30 protein-coding genes, 1 pseudogene and 1 riboswitch are annotated in these 25,523 nt (G+C 73.6%); of the genes and pseudogenes, 14 read left to right on the forward strand and 17 right to left on the reverse strand.

Features of this window, described 5'->3' with window-relative positions; translation table 11 throughout:
* From M2302_RS12475 to M2302_RS12500, 6 genes are all read right to left on the reverse strand, one after another.
* Positions 1-831, reverse strand: coding sequence for a hypothetical protein (locus tag M2302_RS12475; protein WP_280838074.1), 831 nt, complete (start codon positions 829-831; stop codon positions 1-3).
* A complete protein-coding gene (locus M2302_RS12480) occupies positions 824-1,741 on the reverse strand; it encodes a hypothetical protein (protein ID WP_280838075.1) in 918 nt (305 codons plus the stop codon). Before M2302_RS12480 ends, M2302_RS12475 begins: the two co-directional genes overlap by 8 nt.
* A 74-nt stretch (positions 1,742-1,815) precedes the next feature.
* Complete coding sequence (locus M2302_RS12485) at positions 1,816-2,646, reverse strand: hypothetical protein (RefSeq protein ID WP_280838076.1); 831 nt, start codon at positions 2,644-2,646, stop codon at positions 1,816-1,818.
* Between the two features lie 150 nt (positions 2,647-2,796).
* Entirely contained in the window at positions 2,797-4,176 is a 1,380-nt protein-coding gene (locus M2302_RS12490; RefSeq protein ID WP_280838077.1) for a glycine--tRNA ligase, read from the reverse strand.
* A gap of 114 nt (positions 4,177-4,290) precedes the next feature.
* Entirely contained in the window at positions 4,291-4,845 is a 555-nt protein-coding gene (locus M2302_RS12495) for a hypothetical protein (RefSeq protein WP_280838078.1), read from the reverse strand.
* A 24-nt stretch (positions 4,846-4,869) separates the two neighbouring features.
* Positions 4,870-5,211: an antibiotic biosynthesis monooxygenase gene (locus M2302_RS12500; RefSeq protein WP_280838079.1), complete on the reverse strand. Its 342-nt coding sequence runs from the start codon at positions 5,209-5,211 to the stop codon at positions 4,870-4,872.
* 27 nt (positions 5,212-5,238) lie between these two features.
* On the opposite strand from M2302_RS12500, the gene M2302_RS12505 reads away from it, so the two are divergent.
* Genes M2302_RS12505 through M2302_RS12540 form a run of 8 tightly spaced genes read left to right on the forward strand, consistent with a single transcriptional unit; the run spans position 5,239 to position 9,687 of the window.
* Positions 5,239-5,496 (forward strand): DUF6703 family protein, encoded by a 258-nt coding sequence (locus M2302_RS12505; RefSeq protein ID WP_280838080.1) that lies wholly within the window; start codon positions 5,239-5,241, stop codon positions 5,494-5,496.
* A gap of 54 nt (positions 5,497-5,550) precedes the next feature.
* Positions 5,551-6,495 (forward strand): metal ABC transporter substrate-binding protein, encoded by a 945-nt coding sequence (locus tag M2302_RS12510; protein WP_280838081.1) that lies wholly within the window; start codon positions 5,551-5,553, stop codon positions 6,493-6,495.
* Positions 6,492-7,253, forward strand: a complete 762-nt coding sequence (locus M2302_RS12515; protein WP_280838082.1) for a metal ABC transporter ATP-binding protein — start codon at positions 6,492-6,494, stop codon at positions 7,251-7,253. The genes M2302_RS12510 and M2302_RS12515 overlap by 4 nt, the downstream gene beginning before the upstream one ends.
* 2 nt (positions 7,254-7,255) lie before the next feature.
* Positions 7,256-8,122, forward strand: a complete 867-nt coding sequence (locus tag M2302_RS12520; RefSeq protein WP_280838122.1) for a metal ABC transporter permease — start codon at positions 7,256-7,258, stop codon at positions 8,120-8,122.
* Between the two features lie 43 nt (positions 8,123-8,165).
* Complete coding sequence (locus M2302_RS12525; protein ID WP_154942519.1) at positions 8,166-8,465, forward strand: metalloregulator ArsR/SmtB family transcription factor; 300 nt, start codon at positions 8,166-8,168, stop codon at positions 8,463-8,465.
* Positions 8,462-8,854, forward strand: a complete 393-nt coding sequence (locus M2302_RS12530; protein WP_154942518.1) for a Fur family transcriptional regulator — start codon at positions 8,462-8,464, stop codon at positions 8,852-8,854. Before M2302_RS12525 ends, M2302_RS12530 begins: the two co-directional genes overlap by 4 nt.
* A 50-nt stretch (positions 8,855-8,904) precedes the next feature.
* Positions 8,905-9,510 (forward strand): hypothetical protein, encoded by a 606-nt coding sequence (locus M2302_RS12535; protein ID WP_280838083.1) that lies wholly within the window; start codon positions 8,905-8,907, stop codon positions 9,508-9,510.
* Positions 9,511-9,519: 9 nt separating this feature from the next.
* Positions 9,520-9,687 (forward strand): hypothetical protein, encoded by a 168-nt coding sequence (locus tag M2302_RS12540; protein ID WP_280838084.1) that lies wholly within the window; start codon positions 9,520-9,522, stop codon positions 9,685-9,687.
* Positions 9,688-9,712: 25 nt separating this feature from the next.
* Here the strand turns inward: M2302_RS12540 and M2302_RS12545 are convergent, their stop codons facing one another.
* The 4 genes from M2302_RS12545 to M2302_RS12560 form a co-directional block, all read right to left on the reverse strand.
* Positions 9,713-11,686 carry an acyl-CoA dehydrogenase family protein gene (locus M2302_RS12545; protein WP_280838085.1) on the reverse strand — a complete coding sequence of 658 codons (1,974 nt, stop codon included), beginning with the start codon at positions 11,684-11,686 and terminating at the stop codon, positions 9,713-9,715.
* A gap of 120 nt (positions 11,687-11,806) precedes the next feature.
* The gene (locus M2302_RS12550) at positions 11,807-12,307 is read right to left on the reverse strand and encodes a DUF6328 family protein (RefSeq protein ID WP_280838086.1); all 501 of its coding nucleotides are present in this window, start codon (positions 12,305-12,307) and stop codon (positions 11,807-11,809) included.
* Positions 12,308-12,397: 90 nt separating this feature from the next.
* Complete coding sequence (locus M2302_RS12555) at positions 12,398-13,147, reverse strand: SIS domain-containing protein (RefSeq protein ID WP_280838087.1); 750 nt, start codon at positions 13,145-13,147, stop codon at positions 12,398-12,400.
* Between the two features lie 49 nt (positions 13,148-13,196).
* Positions 13,197-14,027 (reverse strand): alpha/beta hydrolase, encoded by an 831-nt coding sequence (locus M2302_RS12560; RefSeq protein WP_280838088.1) that lies wholly within the window; start codon positions 14,025-14,027, stop codon positions 13,197-13,199.
* Between the two features lie 84 nt (positions 14,028-14,111).
* Positions 14,112-14,217: riboswitch (TPP riboswitch) on the forward strand.
* Between the two features lie 75 nt (positions 14,218-14,292).
* On the opposite strand from M2302_RS12560, the gene M2302_RS12565 reads away from it, so the two are divergent.
* The 3 genes from M2302_RS12565 (at position 14,293) to M2302_RS12575 (ending at position 17,238) form a co-directional block, all read left to right on the forward strand.
* Complete coding sequence (locus tag M2302_RS12565) at positions 14,293-14,877, forward strand: ECF transporter S component (protein WP_280838089.1); 585 nt, start codon at positions 14,293-14,295, stop codon at positions 14,875-14,877.
* Between the two features lie 112 nt (positions 14,878-14,989).
* On the forward strand, positions 14,990-16,441 hold the full coding sequence (locus tag M2302_RS12570; protein ID WP_280838090.1) for an ABC transporter ATP-binding protein: 1,452 nt from the start codon (positions 14,990-14,992) through the stop codon (positions 16,439-16,441).
* Entirely contained in the window at positions 16,438-17,238 is an 801-nt protein-coding gene (locus tag M2302_RS12575) for an energy-coupling factor transporter transmembrane component T (RefSeq protein ID WP_280838123.1), read from the forward strand. Before M2302_RS12570 ends, M2302_RS12575 begins: the two co-directional genes overlap by 4 nt.
* 113 nt (positions 17,239-17,351) lie before the next feature.
* Here M2302_RS12575 and M2302_RS12580 read toward each other — a convergent pair whose 3' ends face one another.
* Positions 17,352-17,597, reverse strand: a complete 246-nt coding sequence (locus tag M2302_RS12580) for a hypothetical protein (protein ID WP_280838091.1) — start codon at positions 17,595-17,597, stop codon at positions 17,352-17,354.
* Between the two features lie 251 nt (positions 17,598-17,848).
* Between M2302_RS12580 and M2302_RS12585 the strand changes: the two genes are divergently transcribed.
* Complete coding sequence (locus tag M2302_RS12585; RefSeq protein WP_210778226.1) at positions 17,849-18,145, forward strand: MTH1187 family thiamine-binding protein; 297 nt, start codon at positions 17,849-17,851, stop codon at positions 18,143-18,145.
* A 160-nt stretch (positions 18,146-18,305) separates the two neighbouring features.
* Complete coding sequence (gene gndA / locus M2302_RS12590) at positions 18,306-19,748, forward strand: NADP-dependent phosphogluconate dehydrogenase (protein ID WP_280838092.1); 1,443 nt, start codon at positions 18,306-18,308, stop codon at positions 19,746-19,748.
* 208 nt (positions 19,749-19,956) lie between these two features.
* Here gndA and M2302_RS12595 read toward each other — a convergent pair whose 3' ends face one another.
* The 5 genes from M2302_RS12595 to recO form a co-directional block, all read right to left on the reverse strand.
* Positions 19,957-20,724 (reverse strand): pirin-like bicupin family protein, encoded by a 768-nt coding sequence (locus tag M2302_RS12595; protein ID WP_280838093.1) that lies wholly within the window; start codon positions 20,722-20,724, stop codon positions 19,957-19,959.
* Positions 20,721-20,942 carry a thioredoxin reductase gene (locus tag M2302_RS12600; RefSeq protein WP_088960800.1) on the reverse strand — a complete coding sequence of 74 codons (222 nt, stop codon included), beginning with the start codon at positions 20,940-20,942 and terminating at the stop codon, positions 20,721-20,723. The genes M2302_RS12595 and M2302_RS12600 overlap by 4 nt, the downstream gene beginning before the upstream one ends.
* Before the next feature lie 192 nt (positions 20,943-21,134).
* Positions 21,135-21,320 (reverse strand): hypothetical protein, encoded by a 186-nt coding sequence (locus M2302_RS12605; RefSeq protein WP_088960799.1) that lies wholly within the window; start codon positions 21,318-21,320, stop codon positions 21,135-21,137.
* An 80-nt stretch (positions 21,321-21,400) separates the two neighbouring features.
* Entirely contained in the window at positions 21,401-22,177 is a 777-nt protein-coding gene (locus M2302_RS12610; RefSeq protein WP_210778233.1) for an isoprenyl transferase, read from the reverse strand.
* Between the two features lie 32 nt (positions 22,178-22,209).
* Positions 22,210-23,085 carry a DNA repair protein RecO gene (gene recO / locus M2302_RS12615; protein ID WP_280838094.1) on the reverse strand — a complete coding sequence of 292 codons (876 nt, stop codon included), beginning with the start codon at positions 23,083-23,085 and terminating at the stop codon, positions 22,210-22,212.
* Positions 23,086-23,187: 102 nt separating this feature from the next.
* Here recO and M2302_RS12620 point away from each other — a divergent pair, with 102 nt between their 5' ends.
* Positions 23,188-23,964 (forward strand): DUF4097 family beta strand repeat-containing protein, encoded by a 777-nt coding sequence (locus M2302_RS12620; RefSeq protein WP_280838095.1) that lies wholly within the window; start codon positions 23,188-23,190, stop codon positions 23,962-23,964.
* 394 nt (positions 23,965-24,358) lie between these two features.
* Here M2302_RS12620 and M2302_RS12625 read toward each other — a convergent pair.
* Positions 24,359-25,366, reverse strand: a pseudogene (locus M2302_RS12625) (acyltransferase); the annotation flags it as partial.
* Positions 25,367-25,523: the final 157 nt, after the last annotated feature.

Consider the following 25,523-nt stretch of genomic DNA (forward strand, 5'->3'; position numbering starts at 1 on the left):
TCAGTACGTGCCGGGGCTGGACAGGATCAGGCCCGAGACGTCCACGATGACGGACGTGGCCGCGTTGACGTGGATCGCGAACGCCAGCCCGTTGCCGTTGTAGCTGCCGAGCTGCACCTCGACCAGGTTGGAGAGGATCTGGTTCGGCCCCCACCAGTTCAGCGACGAGGTCTGCGGCTTGGCAATCGACGAGCTGTACGCGGTCAGCACCCCGGCGGAGACGGTGCCCGCCACGGTGATGTTGACGTACGCGGCGGTCGCCTTCTGCGCCAGCGCCGGTGGGACGTTCTTCACCGTCAGGTGGATGATCTTGCCGGCGTTGAGCTTGCCCGAGGTCACGCCGGCGGTTCCGGCCAGGATGTTCGCGCTGTAGTTGGCGATGGACCGGGTGTCCAGGATCCGCTGCGGCGGGACGGCCATCGTCCGGTTCGCCCACCGCGAGGTGTTGACGTACGCCTTCGCGCCACCCTTGCCACCGATGACCATGTCGCCCCGGCTCGTCAGGGCCAACGAACCGGTGGCGATCTCCTGGGGCAGGTTCTCGTCGGTCGCCTGGTTGAGCCACAGCGCCGACCACCCCGGGGCGCCCCGAAGGGAGAGGGTCGGATTGCTCGCGGACCCGCCGATCAGCAGGGTCTCCGAGCCGGAGCCGTGGTTGACAGTGCCGAGGATCACCGGGTCACCGACGTCGGCGCTGGCCGGAGAGCCGACGACCGCTGCCGCCCCGACACCGGTGCCCACCGCGACGCCGGCCTTGATGACCCGACGGCGGGTGGGTGAGGAGGTCTCCTCGGTCATGCTGCTGGTCTCCTCGGTTCCGTGGTCACTCACCGGACCGCACCTCCCGGTCGCCGCGCTCCGCGTTGGTCTTGATCACGTCGGCGCGCACGCCGCCGGTCCCCGAGTCGGCCGTCAGGCCCTTCGGGTTGTTGACGACGGCCGACTCCGGGTGGAACACCAGCAGGCCGGTCACGTCGAGAATCACCGCGGTGGCGCTCTTCTGCACCCAGATCGCCACGGTGTCCGGGTAGTAGTCGCCGTTGGCGGTCGACCAGGCGCCGACCTGGGTGATCACGCCGTTGGAGAGCAGCTGGCCGGCGCCCCACCAGTTGATGGTGGAGGCACCCGGCGCGGCGCCCCGGCCGTAGACCGTGGCGAAGCCGCCCTTCTCGGTCTTGGCCACGGTGACGTTGCCGATCAGGCCGTCGCCGTAGTTGACGATGCCGTCGAGGTGGACCAGCAGCCAGGCGCCCGCGACCGCACGGCCCTGCGAGTCGATCTGGTTGGCGCCCTCCAGCAGCCGGGCCCGGCCGGCGGCGGAGCGGGTGTCCAGCACCCGGGTCGGCGGGATCGGCACCAGCATGGTCGCGTTCGCCGTGGTGAGGACCTCGTTGCGCACCGGCGCGCCGGTGGACGTCGTGGTGACGTGCGCCAGTCCCGCCGTGGTGGGATAGATCGATCCCCACGCCGGGTTGGTGACGTCCTGTCGCTTGAGGTGCAGCGACGCGCCGGTGTCGTTCTGCAGCACCAGCGTCGCGCCCGGGGCGTTGCTGTAGAGGACCGTCTCGTGGGAAGCCTGGTTCGCCAGCCCGATGGCGAGCGGATCACCGGTGGCGGCGGCCGCCGGGGTGGCGTTCGCCGCGGTGACGGCGGTGGCGGCGACCGCCGCGCCGCCGGTGACGGCGGCCCGCCGCAGCAGGGTACGCCGCGAGGCGGAGCGGTCGGGTTCGGACGAAGTCATCTCATTCCCCCGTGGGATGGGTTGGCGGTCTGCGACGGACGGCTGTCGAGGTGGGCCGGGAACGGCTGGGCCACCTACGCCCCACCGCCGAGCAGCACCTGGCTCGGGTGGCCGACCAGCAGGCTGGTCATGTCGACGATCGCGTGGGTCGGCGACGAGGTGGCCTGGAGGGTCAGCACGCTGCGGTACGCCCCGACGGCGCCCAGCTCGGTGAAGAGGAAGTTCGACAGGATGGTGCCGGCGGTCGCCCAGTTGACCGTGGACGCGGTGGGCTTGGTGCCGCTCCCCCACACGGTGAGCACGCCGGCGCCGGTCATCCCGACCACGGTGACGTTGCCCTTGATGGCGTAGCCGTCGCGGACGTACCGGTCGAGGGCGAGCACGATCGGCACGCCTGGCTGGAGCCGGCCCAGGGAGTCCAGCGACCCGGAGACGATGTTGCGCCGCAGGTTGGCGTCGCGGGTGTCGAGGATCCGGGTCGGCGGCACGGCGACCGAGGTGGTGGCCCACTCGCTGGTCCACGCCCAGCCGTTGGTGGGGTTGGCGTCGGTGCCCGCCCGGATGAACAGGTCGCCCTGGTCGTCGACCGCCAGGGTGCCGGCCTCGGAGTCGAGCACGTTCGGGTAGAGACCCGAGCTCGGCACCAGCCGCAGCGGCACGCCACCGGCCGCCTGCGCGCTGAGCGCCGAGCCGGCGGACGACGTCAAGGTCGTGGTCGCCGCGCCGGCGTCGTTCGTCGTACCCATGATCAGGTTTTCCCCCGGGGCCGCCTGGGCCGCGCCGGGCATGCCGACCGCGGCGGCGACACCGGCGCCGGCCGTGGTGGCGGCGACCGTGGCGGCGCGACGCAGCAGGCGCCGCCGCTTCGGGTCGTGGTCGTTGTCCTGTTGCGACGCCCGCGTCATGCACACACCCCCGTGATGAGATTCAACGCCGGGAATGCTCGCACGAGATCATGCCCGGCTCAACCACCGGGTGGGCGCAACCGCCGGCCGATGGGCCATCGACGACGACGGCCCCGCCCCCTGGTCGGGGCGGGGCCGTCGGGTGCCGGTTCAGCAGCCGGGCAGGCGCTCGATCAGGTAGCGCTCGACCTGGTCCAGGGCGATCCGCTCCTGGGCCATGGTGTCCCGGTTCCGCACGGTCACCGCGTCGTCGTCGAGGGTGTCGAAGTCGACGGTCACGCAGAACGGGGTGCCGATCTCGTCCTGCCGGCGGTAGCGGCGGCCGATGGCCTGCGAGTCGTCGAACTCCACCACCCAGCGCTTGCGCAGCTGCGCGGCGAGGCCCTTCGCCTTCGGGGAGAGCGCCTCGTTGCGGGACAGCGGCAGCACCGCCACCTTGACCGGTGCCAGCCGCGGGTCGAAGCGCATCACGGTGCGCTTGTCCACCCCGCCCTTGGTGTTCGGGGCCTCGTCCTCGTCGTACGCCTCCAGCAGGAACGCCAGCACCGCGCGGGTGAGACCGGCGGCCGGCTCGATGACGTACGGCATCCACCGCTCCTGCTTCGTCTGGTCGAAGTAGGACAGGTCGACGCCGGAGTGCTTGCTGTGCGTGGAGAGGTCGAAGTCGGTCCGGTTGGCGATGCCCTCCAGCTCGGCGAACTCGCTGCCGCCGAACTGGAACCGGTACTCGATGTCGACGGTGCGCTTCGAGTAGTGGGAGAGCTTCTCCTTGGGGTGCTCGTAGAAGCGCAGGTTCTCCGCCGACAGGCCCAGGTCGAGGTACCAGTTCCAGCGCTCCTGGAGCCAGTACTCGTGCCACTGCTCGTCGGTGCCCGGCTCGACGAAGAACTCCATCTCCATCTGCTCGAACTCGCGGGTACGGAAGATGAAGTTGCCCGGGGTGATCTCGTTGCGGAACGACTTGCCGGTCTGCGCGATGCCGAACGGCGGCTTCTTGCGGGCGACCGTCTCCACGTTCTTGTAGTTGACGAAGATGCCCTGGGCGGTCTCCGGGCGCAGGTAGTGCAGGCCCTCGTCGCTCTCCACCGGACCGAGGTAGGTCTTCATCAGGCCGTTGAACATCTTCGGCTCGGTGAAGGTGCCCTTGTTGCCGCAGTTCGGGCAGTTCAGCTCGGACAGCGAGGTCAGCGGCTTGCCGTGCTTCTCGGCGTACGCCTCCTCCAGGTGGTCGGCGCGGAACCGCTTGTGGCAGAACTGACACTCGGTGAGCGGGTCGACGAACTCGGCGATGTGGCCGGAGGCCTCCCACACCTTGCGGGCCAGGATGACCGCGGAGTCCAGGCCGACGACGTCGTCGCGCTGCTGGACCATGGTCTTCCACCACTGCCGGCGGACGTTCTCCTTGAGCTCCACGCCGAGCGGACCGTAGTCCCACGCCGACCGGGTGCCCCCGTAGATCTCGCTCGAGGGGAAGACGAAGCCTCGGCGCTTGGCGAGGCTGACGACGGCGTCGATACGGTCGGCTGGCATGTTTCCTCCTACGCCGGCTGGCGGTCGGCGGGGACGTGATGTGGACGGAACGAACAGTTCGGGACAACGGTACGACCAGCGGCGTCCCGAGCCCAGCAGAATACTCCGGGCGGCTCAGTTGACCCCGCAGACCTCCATGCCGCCGGTCTGCTGGTCCGGCGCGAGGGTGACCTGCTGGGTGTCCTGGAAGCCGCCGCTGTAGGTGACGTCCACCGGCACGGTGAGCGCGTTGGGGTCGACCTCGCCCACCCGGTAGGCGGCGACCGCCGGCTCGTCGGCCACCCGCTGGGCGAAGTCCGCCCGGGACTCGCGCCGCTGCTCCTGGTCGCAGAGCTTGTCGTAGGCCGCGCCGTACTCCTTGCGCACCAGCGCGCGGTAGTAGGCGTCGGTGACCGCGTGCCCCTGCTCCTCGATCGCCTGGGCGTTGCTGATGGTCAGGCCGACCAGGGCCGCCCCGCCTCCGCCGCAGCAGATCAGCAGGGCGAGCGCCCCGACGCCGAGACCCAGCCAGAGCCGCTTGCGGCCGCCCTCGGTGGGCGGCGCGGCGAACGGCGGGGCCACTCCCGGGCCGGGCGGCGGGGCCGGTACCTCCGGGTCGGCCGGCGGGGCGCCGTCCCGGCCGGGCGTCGCGGGGTACGGCGGTGGGGCTGCCGGGCCGGGTGCGGTCATGAGTGCAGGGTAGTGCCCAGTCTCTCAACGGTGCGGACGCGCGGCCCGATCACTGGTGGCCACCACGACCCCGCCGTCCGGGGCGGCGCTGGCCAGCGTCTCGTACGCGGACGGCTCGTCGAGCGACTCGGCGAGCAGCGGCACCGCGGCGATCTTGACGTCGAACCCGCCCAGCGCCCGCCGGTACGCCCCGACCGACTCCCACTCGGTGACCAGGCACCAGTGGGCCGGGTCGTCGAGCGCCCGCAGCAGTTCGCCGCGCAGGTAGCCGGGGCGGGCGGCGAGCGCGGCGAGGGCGGCGTGCGCCCGGGCGACGAAGTCGTCGACGACATCGACCTCGACCACGAACCGGTTGGTGACCAGCACCGGCGTCCTCCTCGTAGAGTCTGTGGGATGCAGCGTACGCAGAGCCCCCTGCTGGCCCGACTCTCCCGGGCCAACCCGACGTCGGTGTTCCTCGCCACCCTGGTGGTGGTGCTGGTGGCGTTCTTCGCACCCGGGCCGGTGGGCGGCGTGCTGCTGCTCGCGCTCGCCGCCGGGCTGAGCTGGCTGCTGGCGACCACCTGGCCGGTGCAGGCGCCGCAGACCCGGATGATCCGGCTGGTGATGCTGACCCTGCTGGTCGCGGTCGCGTTGACCAAGCTGCTGTGACATGCACTCATGCGTTTTTGACAATCATTTCCGTTGTCACGGACAGTTCATGACATGAACATCCGCTCCGCTCCGCGCGCCCTGGCCGCCGCCACCGCCCTGCTCGCCCTGGGCGGCGTCGCCGCCTGCTCGTCCGGCGGGGCGGGCGCCGATCCGCAGCGGGTCGACGTGGTGGCCGCCTTCTACCCGTTGCAGTTCCTCGCCGAGCGGATCGGCGGCGACGCGGTCGCCGTCAGCAACCTGGCCAAGCCGGGGGCCGAGCCGCACGACCTGGAGCTCAACCCACGCCAGGTCGGGCAGGTCAGCGAGGCGGAGCTGGTCGTCTACCTCAAGGGCTTCCAGCCGACCGTGGACGAGGCGGTGGACCAGAACGCCGCCGACCGCGCCTTCGACGTGGCGACCGTGCAGCCCCTGCTGACCGCCGCGGCCGGCGGCCACGAGCACGAGGGTGAGGCCGGTCACGCCGAGGAGCCCGGCGGCGGCCTCGACCCGCACCTCTGGCTGGACCCGACCCGGCTGGCCACCGTCGGCGACCAACTCGCCGAGCGGCTCGGCCGGGCCGACCCGGAGCGGGCCGCCGACTACACCGCCCGGGCCAGGGCGCTCCGCGGCGAGCTGGAGCAGCTCGACGCCGAGTTCGCCGCCGGGCTGAAGACCTGCCAGCGCCGGGAGATCGTGGTCAGCCACACCGCCTTCGGCTACCTGACCGAGCGCTACCAGCTCGAACAGGTCGGCATCACCGGCCTCACCCCCGACACCGAGCCCTCCCCGCAGCGCCTCGCCGAGGTCGCCGCCGAGGCCCGCGAGCACCGGGCCACCACGATCTTCTTCGAGACCCTGGTCAGCCCGAAGGTCGCCGAGACCATCGCGGCGGAGGTCGGCGCGAAGACCGCGGTGCTGGACCCGATCGAAGGGCTGTCGACCGACTCCGGCGGGGACTACCTTTCGGTGATGCGCACCAACCTGCAGACCCTGCGGACGGCGTTGAGCTGCTCGTGACCGCACCCGTCATCACCGTCACCCACGGGGCGGTCGGCTACGACGGCCGACCCGTGCTGCGGGACGTGTCGCTCACCGTCACCGCCGGCGAGGTGGTCGCCGTCCTGGGGGCCAACGGCTCCGGCAAGTCCACCCTGATCCGCGCCGTGCTCGGGCTGGTCCCCCTGGCCGCCGGCTCCGTCGCGCTCTTCGGCACCCCGCTGCGCCGGTTCCGGCAGTGGCGGCGCATCGGGTACGTCCCGCAGCGGCTCGGGGCCGGCGGCGGCGTACCGGCGACGGTGCGCGAGGTGGTCGCCTCCGGCCGGCTGGCCCGCCGGGGGGTGCTCCGCCCGCCGGGGCGGGCCGACCGGGAGGCGGTCGACGCGGCGCTGCGCGCCGTCGGGCTCGCCGACCGGGCCGCCGATCCGGTCGCCACCCTCTCCGGCGGCCAGCAGCAGCGCACCCTGATCGCCCGGGCCCTCGCCGGCCGGCCGGAGCTGCTGGTGCTCGACGAGCCCACCGCCGGGGTCGACGCGGCAAGCCAGGAGGCGTTCGCCACCGCGCTGCGCGACTTCGTCGCCGACGGCGGCACCGTGCTGCTCGTCGCCCACGAGCTGGGCCCGCTGCGACCGCTGATCAGCCGGGCGGTGGTGGTGCACCAGGGTGGGATCTGCCACGACGGCGCGGTGCCCGAGCCCGCCGGCCACCACGCGGAGCCCGACCACGACCACGTGCACCCGCACGGTCCCGACGAGCCCGCCGGGCTGTGGAGCAGCTGACCATGGAACTCTTCCAGTACCCCTACATGCAGCGCGCGCTGATCGGCGCCCTGGTCATCGGCCTGGCCGCCCCGGCGCTCGGCATCTACCTGGTGCAGCGGCGGCTGACCCTGATCGGCGACGGCATCGGCCACGTGGCGCTGACCGGTGTCGGCGCCGGGCTGCTGCTCAACCGCTCCCCGGTGCTGGTGGCGGTGGTCGTGGCGACCCTCGGCGCGATCACCATCGAGCTGGTCCGGGCGCGCGGACGCACCTCCGGCGACCTCGCGCTGGCACTGCTCTTCTACGGCGGCATCGCCGGTGGGGTGATGCTCGTCGGGCTCTCCGACGCCACCAGCGCCAACCTCAACGCGTACCTGTTCGGCTCGCTGACCACCATCTCGCCGCAGGACCTGATCACCATCGCGGTGCTCGGCGCGGCCATCCTGGTCACCATGCTGGCGCTGCGCCCGGCGCTCTTCGCGGTCTGCCACGACGAGGAGTACGCCCGGGTCGCCGGGCTGCCGGTCCGGACGTTGAACCTGCTGCTGGCGGTCGCCACCGCGGTCACCGTCACCATCGCCATGCGGGCGGTCGGGGTGCTGCTGATCAGCGCCCTGATGGTGGTGCCGGTGGCCACCGCGCAGCAGGTCACCCGGGGCTTCCGCAGCACCATGACGGCGGCCATGGCGCTCGGCCTCTTCGCGGCCGGGTCTGGGGTCTGGGTGGCGGCCACCGCCGACACCGCCCCGGGCGCCTCGGTGGTGCTGCTGGCGATCGCCTCGTTCCTGGTGGTCGCGCTCGCCGCCGCCGGCTGGCGGACGCTGCGCCGGCGGTCCACCCCGACCGGTACGCCGGCGCCCGAGCCGCACGAGGTCGTGCTCCGGTGACGCCGCCCCGGCAGCTGTCGGTGGTATTGGTTACCGTTGCAGGGTGACCGGCACGAACGGCTACGAGGCCTACGAGGGCGCGGGTGACCTGCTCCGCGCCCTGTCCGCCCCGATCCGGCTGGCGATCGTGAGCGAGCTGGCGCAGGGTGAACGGTGTGTGCACGAGCTGGTGGAGAAGCTCGGCGCCCCTCAGCCGCTGGTCTCCCAGCACCTGCGGGTGCTGCGCGGGGCGGGGGTGGTCCGCGGCTCGCGGCGCGGCCGCGAAATCGCGTACGCGCTGGTCGACGAGCACGTGGCGCACATCGTGGCGGACGCGGTGAGCCACGCCGGGGAGGGATCATGAGCGAGGGGGCGCTGCGGAACACGCGGCAGCGCACCGCGGTGAGCTCCCTGCTTGCCGAGGTGGAGGGCTTCCACAGCGCGCAGGAGCTGCACGCGATGCTCCGTGACCGGGGCGAGCGGGTCGGGCTGACCACCGTCTACCGCACCTTGCAGGGCCTCGCCGACGCGGGCGAGATCGACGTGATGCGCCCGCCCGGCGGGGAGCACCTCTACCGCCGGTGCAGCGAGGGGCACCACCACCACCTGGTCTGCCGGGCCTGCGGCCGCACCGTCGAGGTGGCCGGGCCGGCGGTGGAGACCTGGGCCGAGCGGGTCGCCGCCCAACACGGGTTCGCCGACGTCAGCCACACCCTGGAGATCTTCGGCACCTGCCCGAAGTGCGCCGCCTGACGGCGATTCAGGGGGTGCCCGCCGCGCCGCGTCGTGGCACGCTGTCCGGCGTGAAGATCTACGCCGATCGCTTCCCCGTCGCCCTCCGCCAGCTCCTCACCGACCTGCTCGTCGTCCTCTGGGTGTACGCGGCGATCCGCTTCGCCCTGTGGGTGCACGACCTGGTGCAGAAACTCGCCGTACCCGGACAGAAGCTGGAGGGGGCCGGCGGCGGCCTCGCCGACAACCTGGCCGAGGCCGGCGGCAAGGTCGGCCGGGTGCCGCTGGTCGGCGACGAGCTGACCGCCCCGTTCGAGCGGGCGGCCGAGGCGGCCCGCGGGGTCGCCGACGCCGGCCGGGACCAGCAGGAGCTGGTCGGCCAGCTCGCCCTGGCCCTCGCCATCGCCGTGCTGGTCTTCCCGATCGCCCTGGTGCTCTTCGGCTGGCTGCCGCTGCGGGTGCGCTGGATGCGCCGGGCCGCCGCGGCGAAGGCGCTCGCCACCGCCCCGGCCGGGCGGGACCTGCTGGCGCTGCGCGCTCTCGCCGGGCAGCCGCTGCGCAAGCTGACCAGGATCGATCCGGACGTGGCGGAGGCGTGGCGGCGGGGCGACGACGCCACCGTCGACGCACTCGCCGCACTGGAGCTGCGCCGCCTCGGGCTGCGGGGTGGCCGCTAGGGTGTGGCGGTGCTGTACTTCCTGATCGTCGTCGCCGTGCTGCTGCTCGGGTACGCCGCCGTCCTGGTGAGCTTCGTCCGCAAGGGTCGCAAGATCCCGCCGCAGGCGTACCTGGTGCTCGCCCTGCTCAACGGGCTGATCCTCGCGGCGGTGCTGGCCTGGGCCGTCGCCCGCTGACTTCAGCGACGGCCCAGCCCCTTGCTCAGCCGCCCTGTCGGGGGATCCGGCGGCGGACGTCCGGCGTGGTCGACGGGCCGGGTGACCAGCGCGCCACCCAGGGGGTGTCGGCCGGCGGGGTGAGCACGCCGGACTCCAGGGCGGCGTACCGGCCGGCGAGGATCCGCTTCGCCGCCGCGACGTCGACCGAGTCGGTGTTCTCCCACAGCGCGGTGAACAGCTGCTCCACCCGCACCCGGGCCTGCCGGCAGAACAGGTCGGCCAGCTCGACGTTCTCCGGGCGGGTGTCCCGCTCCGCGTACGCCCGCACGCAGACCGCGGACATCGCGAACAGCTCCGCGCCGATGTCCACCACCCGGCCGAGGAACGCCTGCTTGCGTTCCATCTTCCCCTGCCAGCGGGACATCGCGTAGAAGGTCGAGCGGGCCAGCTTGCGGGAGTGCCGCTCCACCTGCCGCAGGTGACCGGCGAGCGGGCCGAACTCGCCGTACGCGTTCGGACTCTGCCCCCTGCCGACGGCGAGGGTGGGCAGCCACCTGGCGTAGAAGGCCCCGGCCCGCGCCCCCGCCCTGGCCTTGCGACCGAGGCCGGCGTCCGGATCGATGATGTCGCCGGCGACCGAGAGGTGCGCGTCGACCGCCTCCCGGGCGATCAGCAGGTGCATGATCTCGGTGGAGCCCTCGAAGATCCGGTTGATCCGCAGGTCCCGCAGCATCTGCTCGACCGCGGCCGGGCGTTCGCCCCGGGCGGCGAGCGAGTCGGCCGTCTCGTAGCCGCGCCCGCCCCGGATCTGGATCAGCTCGTCGGCGATCTTCCAGGCCATCTCGCTGGCGTAGAGCTTGACCAGGGCCGCCTCGATCCGGATGTCGTTGCGGTCGTCGTCGGCGAGCAGGCAGCAGAGGTCGAGCATGGTCTCCATGCCGTACGTGGTGGCGGCGATGAAGGAGAGCTTCTGGGCGACCGCCTCGTGCTCGCCGACCGGCCGGCCCCACTGCACCCGGTCGGCGGCCCACTCCCGGGCCACGTTCAGCGACCACTTGCCCGCGCCGACGCACATCGCCGGCAGCGACAGCCGACCGGTGTTCAGCGTGGTCAGGGCGATCTTCAGCCCCTTGCCCTCGCCACCGATGACGTTCTCCCGGGGCACGAAGACGTCGTGGAACCGGGTCAGGCTGTTCTCCAGGCCACGCAGGCCGACGAAGGCGTTGCGCCGCTCGACGGTGATGCCGTCGCTGTCGCCGTCGACCACGAACGCGGTGATGCCGCCGCGCCGCCCCTCGCCGGCCGGCACCCGGGCCATCACCACCAGCAGGGTGGCCACCGTGCCGTTGGTGGCCCAGAGCTTCACCCCGTTGAGCCGGTAGCCCGTGCCGTCGGCGGTCGGCTCGGCGATAGTGGCCAGGCGGGCCGGGTCGGAGCCGACGTCCGGCTCGGTGAGCAGGAACGCGGACACCTCCCCGGCGGCCAGCCGGGGCAGGAAGAGCTGCTTCTGCTCGTCGGTGCCGAACATCTTCAGCGGCTGCGGCACGCCGATCGACTGGTGGGCGGAGAGCAGCGCGCCGATCGCCGGGCTGACCGAGCCGGCCAGCATCAGCGCCCGGCAGTAGTGCAGGTTGCTCAGGCCGAGCCCGCCGTACTTCCGGTCGATCTTCATGCCGAACGCGCCGAGCCGGGCCAGCCCCTGGAACACCTCGTCCGGGATGGACGCGTCCCGCTCAATGGCCGCGCCGTCCACCTCGGACCGCAGGTACGCGCCGAGCTCGGTGAGGAACCGCTCGGCCCGCGCGTCGTCGTCCGGGTCGGAGCGGGGCCAGGGGTGGATCAGGTCGGGCCGGAACCGGCCGAGGAAGAGCTCCTTGCCGAAGCTGGGCCGGTCCCAGGCGGTTTCCCGGGCCGCCTCGGCGACCTGTCGGGCCTCCTTCTCGGAGACCTGGCCCGCCTCGGCCGGCAGCGGCCCGGCGCCGTCCTCGGTGGGTCGGCTGTTGTGCGTCGTGGTCACGGCTGCCCCCTCGAACCTCGGTCCGGATGCGTCAACGTGCTCGACAAGAGCAACGCTACCCCCGGGTGTTACCCAGGGGTAGCGTTGCGCGCACGTCGGATTTCCCGGCCGGTGACCGGGTCAGTCGCCGGTCAGCACCTGCGGCTCGTCATCGTCGTCGTCGACCTCCTCACCCCAGTTGCGCCGGGCCATCGGCAGGAAGACCCAGAAGGTCAGGAACCACAGCCCGGTGAGCGCGCTCAGCACGAATGCGATCTCGCGCTGCAGCACGAAGTCGGTGATCAGCAGCACCGCGCTGACCATCGAGATCAGCATGAAGCCGAGGCCGGCGCTGGCCATCCGGTGCGCGAAGCGCACCAGCTCCGGCTTGCGGCCCTGGCGGAACAGCGCGCGGTGGAAGGCGACCGGCGAAATGATCATCGCGGTGGCGGCCGCCGCCGACAGCAGCGAGACGATGTAGACGTCCTTCTGGAAGCCGCTGGTCCGGGTGAAGCCGTTGCTGAACGGCAGGGTCAGCAGGAAGGCGAAGAGGATCTGCACGCCGGTCTGCGCGACGCGCAACTCCTGGAGCAGATCGGCGAAGTTACGCTGCCAGCGCTGCTTCTCGGATTCCTTCGACACGCGCTACCTCCGGAAGAGACGGTACTGCCGACGGGGCTCACCCCGCCGGCAGCAACGCCAATGCCCCAACCGGAGTGGCGCGAAACCGGCTCACGAACCTCGGCGGATGCGGCCGGCGTACCGGGCCTCCAGCGCGGCGTTGTGCTCGTCGCCGCCGGTCATGTTCGCCGACAGGTAGACCGGGGGCCGCTCCCCCGCCGCGATCAGCCGGGCCACCGTCTCGGCCACGATCTGCTGGGCCAGCAGGGCCGCGGTGATCGAGGAGACCGCGCCGACCGCGCCGCCGTCGGGCAGCGGCAGGGCCGCGTCACCGTACGGGGCGCCGTTGTCCAGCACCACGTCGGCGAGGTCGGCGAGCTTGCGCCCGGACGGGTGGCGCGAGGCCATCCGGCCCGAGTGCTGCGTCGAGGTGATCGCCACCAACCGGTGCCCCCGTTCGACGACCAGCGACGCGAACTCCACCATCGCGCCGTTGACGCCGGAGTTGGAGGCCAGCACGAAGATGTCCGACGGGCGGACCGGGGCCAGCTCGTAGAGCCGATGCGCCACGGCCGGATCGCGCTCCAGGTGCGGCCCGAGGATGCTTGCCGGCTCGCCGCCCAGCAGCACCAGGTCGCGCAGCGCGATCCGATTGGTCGGCACCAGCCCACCGGCCCGGCCGGCGATCTCCATCGCCAGCGCCTCGGAGTGGCCGGTGCCGAAGGCGTGCACCACCCCGTCGGCGCGCAGCGCCTCGGCGATCAGGTCGGCCGCCCGACCCACCGCCTCCCGCTGGCTCGCGGCCACCCGGCCGATCGTCTCGGTCACCACCGCCAGGTATGCCTCGGCGCTCACCGTCATGCGTTCCTCCGCTCGTCGGTCCTGCTCGTCGGGTCGGCCAGCGGCGGGCTCAGCCCAGGCCGCGTACCCGGTTCAGGATCGCCTCGGCCAGCGGGGCCGGCGCCTCGTCGGGAATCCAGTGGGTGACGCCGGGGAGCGCGACGAACCGGTACGGCCCGGTCACCTGGGCGGCGCAGGCCTCGGCGGCGGGCCGGCCGATCGCGACGTCCTTGTCGCTCCAGACGAAGGTGGTCGGCACCGCGACCGGCCCGATCCGGGCCAGGTCGGCCAGGGACATGGCCCGGTACCAGTTCAGCGCCCCGGTCAGCGCGCCCGGCTCCCGCATCGGCTCGGCGTACCGGGCCACCCGCTCGGCGTCGCCCAACCGGGAGAGCATCCGGCGCAGGGCCGTCGCCTGCACGGCCAGCAGTACCTTCTCGGCCTTGCCCGCCTGGCGGAACAGCAGCATGTACGACGAGCGCGCCTTCTGCCCCGGGTCGTTCGCCAGCGCGTGCGCCATCGCGGCCGGATGCGGCACGGAGACGGCGGTCAGCGTGCGGACCCGCTCGGGGTGCCCCGCGGCGAGGCCCCAGGCGACGACCGCGCCCCAGTCGTGCCCCACCACGTGGGCCGCCTCGACGCCCAGCGCGTCGAGCAGCGCCACCGCGTCCTCGACCAGCTCCGGCAGCCGGTAGGCGGCCACCTCGGCCGGGCGGGCGCCCGGCGAGTAGCCCCGCTGGTCCGGCGCGTACGTGCGCAGGCCGGCGGCGTGCAGCGCCGGCACCACGTCGTCCCACTCGCCGCCGTGTTGCGGGAAGCCGTGCAGCAGGAGGACGGGTTCGCCGCCCTCCGGGCCGCCGGTGCGTACCTCGAACGTCAGCTCTCGCGCCTCGACCTGCATGATCGGCAGCCTACTCAGCCCGGCGGTCGTCCACCCGGGCCGACCGTGGCGGGGTCGGAGCTGTTAGCGTCGACGAGACAACTTCACATCCGACAGGGGAGCGCACAGCGCTGAGAGTGCGGGCACCGCCCGCAGACCCTCGAACCTGATCTGGGTAATGCCAGCGCAGGGAGTTCGGTCGACCTCCAGCCGCGCCGCCGTCCGGTCCCACACCGGGCGCGGCGTGCGTCTTCTCCTGGTTCGATCATTTGGACTGGGAGCACACATGACCAACACCGACAGCAACCGGTGGCGCACCATCGACATCGTCATCGCGGCGGTGCTCGGGGTGGCCTTCGGCATCATCTTCTGGGCCTGGGGCCTGCTCTGGAACGGCCCCGCCGACGCGATCCCGCTGCCCGGCCGGGCCGCCATCTACGGCGTCTGGCTCGTCCCGGCCGTCCTGGGCGGTCTGATCATCCGCAAGCCGGGCGCCGCCTTCTTCACCCTCACCGTCGCCGCGCTGGTCTCGGTGGCGTTGGGCAGCAGCTGGGGCTGGACGCTGGTCATCCAGGGTCCGCTCGAGGCCGCCGCGGCGGAACTCGCCTTCGCGGCCTTCGGGTACCGCGTCTTCCGGCTGCCCGTCGCCCTGCTGGCCGCCACGCTGGCCGGCCTGGCGGCGGCGCTCTACGACGTCTTCGTCTGGTACCCGGACACCGCCTGGGGCAGCTTCCGCCTCCCCTACATCCTGATCACCGCGGTCAGCTCCCTGGTGATCGCCGGCCTGGGCAGTGTCGCGCTCACCCGCGCCCTCGCCCGCACCGGCGTCCTCGACCGCTTCCCCGCCGGCCGCGAACGCGCCGCCATCTGACCGCCCCCGCTTCGTTGATCAAGAGGTTTGCGTCAACGGGAGCCACCGTCGTGACGCAAACCTCTTGATCACCGGCCGGGAGCCGGGTGGGCCTGGGTAGGGAGGGGGTCGGGTGGGCGCGGTGTTGGTGCGCGGGTTCGGGTGGCGGCACGCCGGGCGGAAGGCGTGGGCCGTGCGCGGGGTGGACCTGCGGATCGAGGCCGGGGAACGGGTCCTGCTGCTCGGGCCGTCCGGGGCGGGCAAGAGCACCCTGCTGGCGGCACTGGCCGGGCTGCTGCCCGAGGACTCCGGCGAGCAGGAGGGCACCGTCGAGATCGACGGGCTCGACCCGCGCAAGGACCGGGAACGGGTCGGCATCGTCTTCCAGGACCCGGAGACCCAGCTGGTGATGGCCCGCAGCGGCGACGACGTCGCGTTCGGGCTGGAGAACCGGGGGGTGCCGGCCGAGGAGATCTGGCCGCGGGTGGACGAGGCGTTGCGCCGGGTCGGCTTCCCGTACGACCGGGACCGGCCCACCGCGGCGCTCTCCGGCGGCGAGCAGCAGCGCCTGGCCCTGGCCGGCGCGCTCGCCCTGCGCCCCGGCCTGCTGCTGCTCGACGAGCCGACCGCCAACCTCGACCCGGCCGGCGCGGACCTGGTCCGCCGGGCGGTCGCCGGCGCGCTGTCCGCCGACACCACCCTGATCCTGGTCGAACACCGGGTCGCCGAGGCGCTGCCGCTGGTCGACCGGGTGGTGGTGCTGGAGCCGGGCGGCGGTGTCCGCGCGGACGGCCCGCCGGAGGCGGTCTTCGCCGCGCACGGCGAGGCACTGGCCGCCGAGGGCGTCTGGGTGCCGGGCCGGACCATCCCGCCCCGGCACGCCACCGGGCCGCCCGGCGAGGAGTTGCTCACCGCCGACCGGCTCGGCCTGCCGCCCCGGCTGGCCCCCACCGACCTGCGGGTACGCGCCGGCGAGGCGCTCGCCGTGCTCGGGCCCAACGGCGTCGGCAAGTCCACCCTGGCCCTGCTCCTCGGCGGGCTGCTCCGCCCCGGCGTCGGCCGGGTCACCGCCACGGCCGCGCTGGCCGGGCCGGACGAGCGCACTCCCCCGCACCGCTGGCGGGCGCCCGCGCTGGCCCGCCGGATCGGCTCGGTCTTCCAGGACCCGGAGCACCAGTTCGTCACCGCCACCGTCTTCGACGAGCTGGCGCTCGGCCCCCGCCGGACCGGCCAGTCCGAGCCGGCGGTGCGCGCCACCGTGGACGCCCTGCTGGACCGGCTGCGGCTGACCCGGCTGGCCGGGGCGAACCCGTACACCCTCTCCGGTGGGGAGGCGCGGCGGCTCAGCGTGGCGACCGCGCTGGCCACCGCGCCCCGCCTGCTGATCTGCGACGAACCGACCTTCGGCCAGGACCGGCGCACCTGGCGGGAGCTGCTCGACCTCTTCGCCGAGCTGCGCGACGCCGGGCACGGCGTCGTCACCGTCACCCACGACGCGGACTTCGTCGCCGCGCTCGCCGACCGCACCGTCACCCTGAACCAGCGGCCCGACCCGGCCGACGGCGACTCCGGGCGATGCCCGTGATCAGCCTGGAACCCGTCGCGGCGCCCGGCGCGCCGCTGGCCCGGCGCAACCCGGTGGCAAAGCTGGCCGCCGCGTTGGTCTTCTCGGCCGTCCTGGTGGCCACCCTGGACCCGGTCGCCCCGGCCATCGCGATCGCCGTGGAGCTGGCCGTGCTGCCGCTGTTCGGGATCCGGTACCGGGTGCTGGCCCGGCGGGCCCTGCCGCTGCTGGCCGCCGCGGCCGGCATCGTGGTCACGCTGGTGCTCTTCGCCGCCGACCGGTCCGGCCGGGTGCTGCTGGACGCCGGGCCGCTGCTGGTCACCTCGGGAGTGCTGCTCACGGTGCTCGGGCTGGTGCTGCGGATGTTCGCGGTGGCCCTGCCGGGCGTGATCGTCTTCGCCACCACCGACCCGACCGACCTGGCCGACGCGCTGGTGCAGAACGCGAAGGCGCCGGCCCGCTTCGCCATCGGGACGCTGGCCGCGTTCCGGCTGGTCCCGCTGCTCGGCCAGGAGTGGCAGATGATCGAGATGGCCCGCCGGGCGCGTGGCGTGGACGCCGGGCGCAACCCGGTGGCGAAGCTACGACTGTTCGTGTCGACCGCGTTCGCCCTGCTGGTCGGGGCGATCCGGCGGGGCACCCGGCTGGCCGTGGCGATGGACGCCCGGGGCTTCGACGCCGGCACCCCGCGCACCTTCGCCCGCCGGCAGCGGTTCGGCCTGGCCGACGGGCTGCTCGTGGTCGGAGCGGCCGTGCTGGGGGGTGCGGCGATCGCGGTCAGCGTCGCGCTCGGCACCTTCCGCCCGCTGATCGGCTGACCCGGGGCGACCGGGTCCCGGACCGGCGGCCCGGTGCGGCAGCCGAAGGGTCGCCGCACCGGGAGCGCCGGATCAGGTACGCGACCGACCGGCCTCCGTACCAGCAGCGCGGATCAGCTGCGGCGGAAGGCGTACCGGCGGGTCTGGCCACGGGCGGCGGTGGAGCCGCCGCGCACCGGCGGGCCGGTCCACGGCGGCGTCGCCGGGGCGGGCCGGGCGGCGGGCGCGGAGCCCGTCTCCTCCGGCAGGGTGACCGGGGCGGCGGGCGCCACGGTGAGCGCGTCGAGATCCGGCGGGCTCACCGCCACCTTGGCCGGCGCCGACGGGCGGGACTTCTTCGGACTGCGCTTGGCGGGCATACGCTGCCTCCTTCGGATGCGGGGACCGCGCCGCGAGGCGGGCGATCGGCGGGCAGGGAACGGCCCGGGCGGCCCGACCACGGAGACACCACCCGTACGGGAAAGGTGGGGAATGCGGACGCCCGGCGCGGCCGGACCCCCGACGACGCGGCGGGCCCGACTGGCTGAAGGTGGGGCGTCAGATACGCATGCCGAGAGGCTAACCCACCGACGGCGGCCGCCGCAGCCGATTTACTGGCACCATCGGCGGCATGCTGATCGCGTTCTCGATTACCCCGCTGGGCGTCGGCGAGTCCGTCGGTGACCTGGTCGCCGAGGCGGTCCGGGTGGTCCGTGCCTCCGGCCTGCCCAACCGCACCGACGCCATGTTCACCACCGTCGAGGGTGAGTGGGACGAGGTGATGGCGGTGGTCAAGCGGGCGGTCGACGTGGTGGCCGAACAGGCACCCCGGGTCAGCGTGGTGCTCAAGGCCGACGTGCGACCCGGCGTCACCGACGCGCTCACCGGCAAGGTGGCCCACGTCGAGGCCCGCCTGGCCGAGGGCTGACCCCGCCCGGCGCCGCCGCTGGCCGGCCCGGCTGGTCCCGCAGCCCGGCGCCCGCGACGGCCCGCACCGTGCCACTCACCGAGCGTCGATGTCCGGACCCTGGCGGCCGGTGGCCGCGATACGGTCGCAGGACGGCAGGCCGACGAGAGGTGGCGGACGGATGGCTCAGCAGGCGACGGCGCAGATCGGGGTCACGGGGCTGGCGGTGATGGGCCGCAACCTGGCCCGGAACCTGGCCCGCAACGGCTTCACCGTGGCCGTGCACAACCGCTCCCCCGAGCGCACCCGCAGCCTCCTCGCGGAGCACGGCGGCGAGGGCACCTTCGTCGGGTCCGAGTCCCTCGCGGACTTCGTCGCCACTCTGGAGCGACCCCGCGCGGTGATCGTCATGGTGAAGGCCGGCGGCCCCACCGACGCGGTGATCGACGAGCTGGTCCCGCTGCTGGAGGAGGGCGACATCGTCGTCGACTGCGGCAACGCGCACTTCGCGGACACCCGCCGCCGGGAGGAGACGCTGCGCGGGCACGGGCTGCACTTCGTCGGCACCGGCGTCTCCGGCGGGGAGGAGGGCGCGCTGCACGGCCCGAGCATCATGCCCGGCGGCTCGGCCGAGTCGTACGCCAAGCTCGGGCCGATCTTCGAGAAGATCGCCGCGCAGGTGGACGGCGTCCCGTGCTGCCGGCACATCGGCCCGGACGGCGCCGGCCACTTCGTGAAGATGGTGCACAACGGCATCGAGTACGCCGACATGCAGCTCATCGCCGAGGCGTACGACCTGCTGCGGGCGGGGCTGTCGGCGAGCCCGGCGGAGATCGCCGGCATCTTCCGGGACTGGAACACCGGCGAGCTGGAGTCCTTCCTGATCGAGATCACCGCCGACGTGCTGGCACACACCGACGCGGCGACCGGCCGGGCCTTCGTCGACGTGGTGCTCGACCAGGCCGAGCAGAAGGGCACCGGCCGGTGGACCGTGCAGAGCGCGCTCGACCTGGGCATCCCGATCACCGGCATCGCCGAGGCGACCTTCGCCCGGTCGCTCTCCGGCCACGCCGACCAGCGCGCCGCCGCCCGCCGGGCCTTCCCCGACGCCGGCGAGAAGTGGCAGGTCGAGGAGCGGGAGACCTTCGTCGAGGACGTCCGGCGCGCGCTGCTGGCCAGCAAGATCGTCGCGTACGCGCAGGGCTTCGACCACATCCGCGCCGGCAGCCGCGAGTACGACTGGGACATCGACCTCGGCGGCACCGCCACCATCTGGCGGGGCGGCTGTATCATCCGGGCCCGCTTCCTCGACCGCATCCGCGAGGCGTACGACGCCCAGCCGGACCTGCCGACGCTGCTGGTGGCGCCGTACTTCGCCGAGGCGGTCGGCGCTGGGGTGCCGAGCTGGCGGCGGGTGGTCGCCGACGCGGCCCGGGCCGGCGTGCCCACCCCGGCGTTCTCCTCGTCGCTGGCCTACTTCGACGCGCTGCGCGCGGAGCGGCTGCCGGCGGCGCTGATCCAGGGCCTGCGGGACAACTTCGGCGCGCACACCTACCACCGGGTCGACCGGGACGGCTCGTTCCACACCGTCTGGGCCGGCGACCGCTCCGAAACCCCCGCCTAGCCCCCACCCCCTGCCCCCGCCCCACCCCCGCGCTCGCCCTCTCCCCCGCGCTCGCCCTCTCCCCCGCGCGATCTTGCAGTTTCCGCCCCGACAAACCCGCGCGAAAGCCGCGGACCGAGGGCACAAACTGCAAGATCGACTGGGAGACGGGCGACGGGAGATGGGGGCGGGGAGACGGAGGAGGGGGTGGGCGGGCGGTGAGGCCGGCTCAGGCGAGGGTGGCGTGCATCTCCCAGACCAGGATCTCGGCGGGCTCGGTGGCGCTGACCCGGTGGCCGCCGGTCATCGTGATCCGGGCTGCGTCGCCCTCGCCGAGTCGGCCGGCGCCCTCCAGCGTCACCGCGCCGCTGGGCACGTAAAGGTGCAGGTAGGGCGCGTCGGGCAGGGTCACCTCGTCGCCGGCGGCGAGCCGGGCGGCGTGCAGGGTGGCGTACCGGTTGCGGATCCGGATGGCCGAGGCGCCGTCGTACCGGTCCATGCCGGAGGCGACCGGCACGAGGCCGCCGCGCAGCAGCTCGTCACCGATCTCCAGCTGCTCGTAGCCGGGTTCGACGCCGCCGGTGTCGGGCACCACCCACATCTGCACGAAGTGGACCGGGTCGCCGTGCGGCTCCCGGCCGTCCAGCCGCCAGGAGTCGTTCTTCTCCGAGTGCAGGATGCCGGTGCCGGCGCTCATCCGCTGGGCCAGCCCGGGATAGATGATCCCGCTGTGGCCGGTGGAGTCCTGGTGCACCAGCGATCCGCGCAGCACCCAGGTGACGATCTCCATGTCCTCGTGCGGGTGGGTCTCGAATCCGGTGCCCGGGTGGACGATGTCGTCGTTGTTGACCAGCAGCAGGCCGTGGTGGGTGTTGGCCGGGTCGTAGTGCCGGGAGAACGAGAAGGAGTGCTTCGAGTCGAGCCAGGACAGTCGGGTCTTGAACCGGTCCTCGGCCCGGCGCACGTCCACCGCCGGGCTCGGTGCCAGCGCGGTCACCAGGCCCGCTGCCCGGTCTCGTTCGGCGCCCAGGTCAGCGCCGGTTCACCGGTGGCCAGTTCGGCGATCTCGCCGGAGCGCACACTCGGGGCGTGCCCCAACTCGGCGCAGTGCTGCTCGGCGATCTCGGCGCAGATTCCGGCGACCTGTTCGCAGATCGGGCTGCCCAGGTCGGCGGCGTTCAGCGCCATGATCATCTTGTACCGGAGATCCGGCATCCCCACCCCCGTGGCGGACGCGCCCGGGCGGCGCGCCCTGCGCCGATCGTACGCGCGCGGGCCGCGCCGACCGGCCGGAACGCGTCAGCGCCGCCCCCGAGGGAGCGGCGCCGACAGCGTGGCGCGGGTCGCTGGTGAGCGCGAGGAACGCAGCGCAGCGGAGTCCCGCAGTCGTGAACGAAGGCAGGTCGGTCACCAGAACCGGCGACGCTTGGCCTTCTGCGGACGCAGCATGTCCGCGCCCTTGCTGAGCAGTCGACTCACGCCGGTCGGGCCCCGGCGGGCCTCCAGCGTGTGGCTGAGCCGGCGCGCACCGGCCGCGGCCAGCGGCACGGCGACCGCCATGACCGCCCACTGGGCAATCCGCTTCTGAATCATGTGGGTTCACCTCCGCGTCTTGGCTGCTACCTCAAGAGGTACCCCACCCGACGCTCGGATAAGCGCGACCGTCTCGACGTCTACACCTGCGGGGCGACCGGGTTGGGCAGCGCGCCCCCGAACCGGCGGTCCCGCTGCGCGTACAGCTCGCAGGCGTACCAGAGGTGCCGGCGGTCGAAGTCCGGCCAGAGGGTGTCGAGGAACACCAGCTCCGCGTACGCCGTCTGCCAGAGCAGGAAGTTGGAGATCCGCTCCTCACCGGAGGGACGCAGGAACAGGTCCACCTCCGGGATCTCCGGGTGGTAGAGGTACTTCGCCACCGTCTTCTCGTTGACCTTCGCCGGGTCGAGCCGACCGGCGGCCACGTCGCGGGCGATCGCGGCGGCGGCGTCGGCGATCTCCGCCTGGCCGCCGTAGTTCACGCAGAACTGCAGGGTCAGCGTCGAGTTGCCCCGGGACATCTCCTCGGCGGTCTGCAACTCGGAGATGACGCTCTTCCACAACCGCCCCGCCCGACCCGACCAGACCACCCGCACGCCGAGGTCGACGAGCTGGTCACGGCGGCGGCGGATGACGTCCCGGTTGAAGCCCATCAGGAACCGGACCTCGTCCGGCGAGCGCCGCCAGTTCTCGGTGGAGAACGCGTACGCCGACAGGTAGGGAATGCCCAGCTCGATCGCGCCCTCGATGGTGTCGAAGAGGCTGAACTCCCCCGCCTCGTGACCCTTGGTGCGAGGCAGGCCGCGCTCCTTGGCCCATCGGCCGTTGCCGTCCATCACCACCGCGACGTGCTTCGGCACCGCCTCGGCGGGCAGCGCCGGCGGCCGGGCGCCCGACGGGTGCGGTGTCGGCGGCACCGGCGCGCGCCGGCCGGCCCTCAACGATCGGATCACTCGGTCATCTCCCTGTCCACGCCGTCCACGCCGGCCCCGACGCCGGGCGGCGGCGGGACCGGACCGGCCCCGCCACCGCCGGGTGACGGGACCGCGCCGGCCGCCGGGGCACCCCGGTCGACCAGCGGCAGCGAGCGTAGCGCGCGCTCCAGGTGCCACTGCAGGTGCGCCGCGACCAGGCCGCTGCACTCCCGGCGTACGCCGGTCTCGGTGGCGTCGGCGACCCGCCAGTCGCCACTGGTCAGCGCGGACATCAGGTCGATGGTGGCCGGGGCAGGGTGGGCCGCGCCGGGCGGCCGGCAGTCCGGGCAGACCGCGCCGCCGGCCGGTACGGAGAAGGCCCGGTGCCGCCCCGGCGTGCCGCAGACCGCGCAGGCGATCAGCGCCGGCGCCCAGCCCGCCAGCGCCATCCCGCGCAGCAGGTACGCGTCGAGGACCAGCGTGGTGGCGTGGCTCCCGTCGGCCAGCGCCCGCAGCGCGCCGAGGGTGAGCTGGAACAGCCGCAGCGAGGGTTCCCGCTCGACCGGGGTGAGCCGCTCCGCAGTCTCGGCGATCGCGCTGGCCGCGGTGTAGCGGGGATAGTCGCTGAGGAACCGCTTGCCGTAGAGGTCGATCCCCTCGACCTGGCTGACCGTGTGCAGCGAGCTGCCCAGGTTGCCCTTCGGGTCGCCGGCGAGCTGCACGTCGACGTGGCCGAACGGCTCCAGCCGGGCGCCGAACTTGCTGGTGGTACGCCGGATGCCCCGGGCCACGGCGCGCAGCCGGCCGTGCCGGCGGGTCAGCAGGGTGATGATCCGGTCGGACTCGCCCAGCTTCTGCACACGCAGGACCACCGCGTCGTCGCGGTAGAGCTGGCGGCGGTACCCGGGCATCGGGCCATTCTCCCTCGGGGTGGGAAATCAGGGTCGGTTCGGGGTGGACCGGCGTCCCGTCCCCGATGTGCGGCGGGCGGGGCCGGCCGTAGGTTGCTGACCATGGCTCTTCCCCGCACCGCCGTCGCCCTCGGCGCGGCCGCCACCGTCATCCTCGCCGCCGGGTGCGACACGCTCTCCTTCCGGCGGCTGGACTTCGACCACACCGAGGCGGTCCGGATCAGCACGATCACCGTACGGCCGGGCGCGGGCGACGTGGTGGTCCGAGCCACCGGGCCGGCCACCGAGGTACGCATCAAGCGGGTGCTGCGCTACCAGGGCGACCAGCCGCGCACCACGTACGAGGTGCGGGGCGACGAGCTGGTGCTGGACGCGGAGTGCGGCCCCCGCTGCTCGGTGTCGTACGAGGTGACCGCCCCGGAGGGGGTCCGGGTGCGGGGCGAGACCGGCTCCGGCGACGTCGAGCTGACCCGGGTCGGTGTGGTGGAGCTGGCCCTCGGCTCGGGCAACATCCGGGTGGCCGGCGCCACCGGCCCGGTACGCGCCACGACCGGCTCCGGGAACATCGAGGTGGAGGACGTGGCCGCCCCGGTCGAGCTGCGCGCCTCGTCGGGCGACATCACCGGGCTGCGGCTGCGGGGCCAGGTGAACGCCGAGGCCGAGTCCGGCAACGTGACGATCGAGCTGGACGAGCCCGCCTCGGCGCGGGCCCACGCCTCCAGCGGCGACGTCGAGGTCCTGGTGCCCGCCGGCCGGTACCGGGTGCGGTCCAGCACCGGGTCGGGCGACAGCGATCTGGGGGTGCCGAACGATCCGGGGGCGTCGCTGGTGCTCGACCTGAGCACCGGCAGCGGGAACGTGCGGGTCAGCCAGCGTTGATCTCGACGGTGGCCAGCTCGGCCACCCGAGGGGCGGGGACCGCGGCCCGGCCGGCGGCGCCGACCGTCGACCGCTCGCGCCGCTTTTCGCCGGACCCGGTGGCCGGCCGGCCGGCCGTACCCGCCGGGCCGGCCGGCACGCCGAGCGTCCGGACCGGCCGGGCCGGCGTCCGGGGACCCGCCGGCGCGGGACTCACCGGCACGGCGGATGCGCCCCGGTCGGCGGCCACCGGCGTCGAGCCCAGCGGCACGGGTACACCTCGGCGGGCGGCCACCGGTGCCGGGCACACCGGCCCGGCGGGTTCCTGGCGATCGTCGCCGGCACCGGGACAGGGGCCGACCGCTCGCGGCGCAAGGGCGCCGGCCATCGCCCAGACAGCGCGGGCCGGTCGGGGTGCACGCCGCCGCCCGCCCGGCACCAGCTCGGGCCGGCGCCGGGCGGCCACGTCCTCCACCCAGCCGACCAGCAGGGTCACCACCCCGACCAGGGCGAAGACCAGCACCACCCGGATGGCCAGGCCGAACGGGTCCTCGTGCGACCAGCCGACCACGTCGACCAGCGGGGTGAGCAGCACCACGAACGGCATGTGCCAGAGGTAGACGGTCAGCGCCCGGCGGTTGAGCACGGTGACCGCCCGGCTGAACAGCCGGCTGCGCTCGATCCAGTCCGCCATGGCCGGGGCCCGGCCCAGCAGGAGCAGGATGAACGCCGCGGACCAGAGCGCGTTGCCCAGGTCGATGTCGTTGAGGTCGAAGCCGCGCGGCCCGGGATGGGTGACGATCCAGGCGGCCCCGGCGCCCGCCAGGGCCAGCGCGGTCGGCAGCAGCACCCGGTTGGTGAGTCGGCGCAGCAGGCCGTCGTGGTGGGCGAAGCCCAGCAGCCAGGCGCCGAAGTAGACGCCGAACTCGCGCAGCGGGACCGGCGCGGCGGGCAGCAGGCCCAGCTCGATCGCCAGCAGCAGCGCGTACGGCAGGGCCAGGGTGGCGACCGGCGCCCGGCGGAACAGCCACCGGGCGACCGGTGAGGCGAGCAGGAACCAGAGGTAGTCGCGCAGGTACCAGATGGGGCTCAACGCCAGCGCGCCCCAGTGGTTGGCCGGCGGGTCGGCGACCGGGAAGAGCCAGAGCAGCACCTTCGGGCCCAGCGGCAGGCCGGTCATCAGCATGGCGGGCACGAGGACGACCGCGACCACCCAGAGCGAGGGCAGCAGGCGACGCAACCGGCGCAGCAGCGCGGCCGGGCCGGAGCGGTCCAGCGAGGCGGCCATCAGCGACCCGGCCAGGGCGAACATCACCGCCATCGCCGGGAAGACGAGGGTCAGCGACGCCCAGCCGGTGACGTGGTAGACCACGACCCGGATGATGGCCAGGAAGCGGAGCAGGTCCAGGTATCGGTTGCGCATCAGCCTGCATCTATGTCGGGGGCGGCGGAGCAGAAACGCTCCCTACCCTCCGACCTCACCCCGCCAAACGGCCGTCACCCCCGGGCGGACGTGAACCTTCCCATACCGCCGCCGGACCGGTGACCGACCGGACATCGCCGGTCACCGCCCGCGGTGC

This window comes from Micromonospora sp. A200 (genome assembly GCF_029893845.1).
Lineage (GTDB): Bacteria > Actinomycetota > Actinomycetes > Mycobacteriales > Micromonosporaceae > Micromonospora > Micromonospora purpureochromogenes.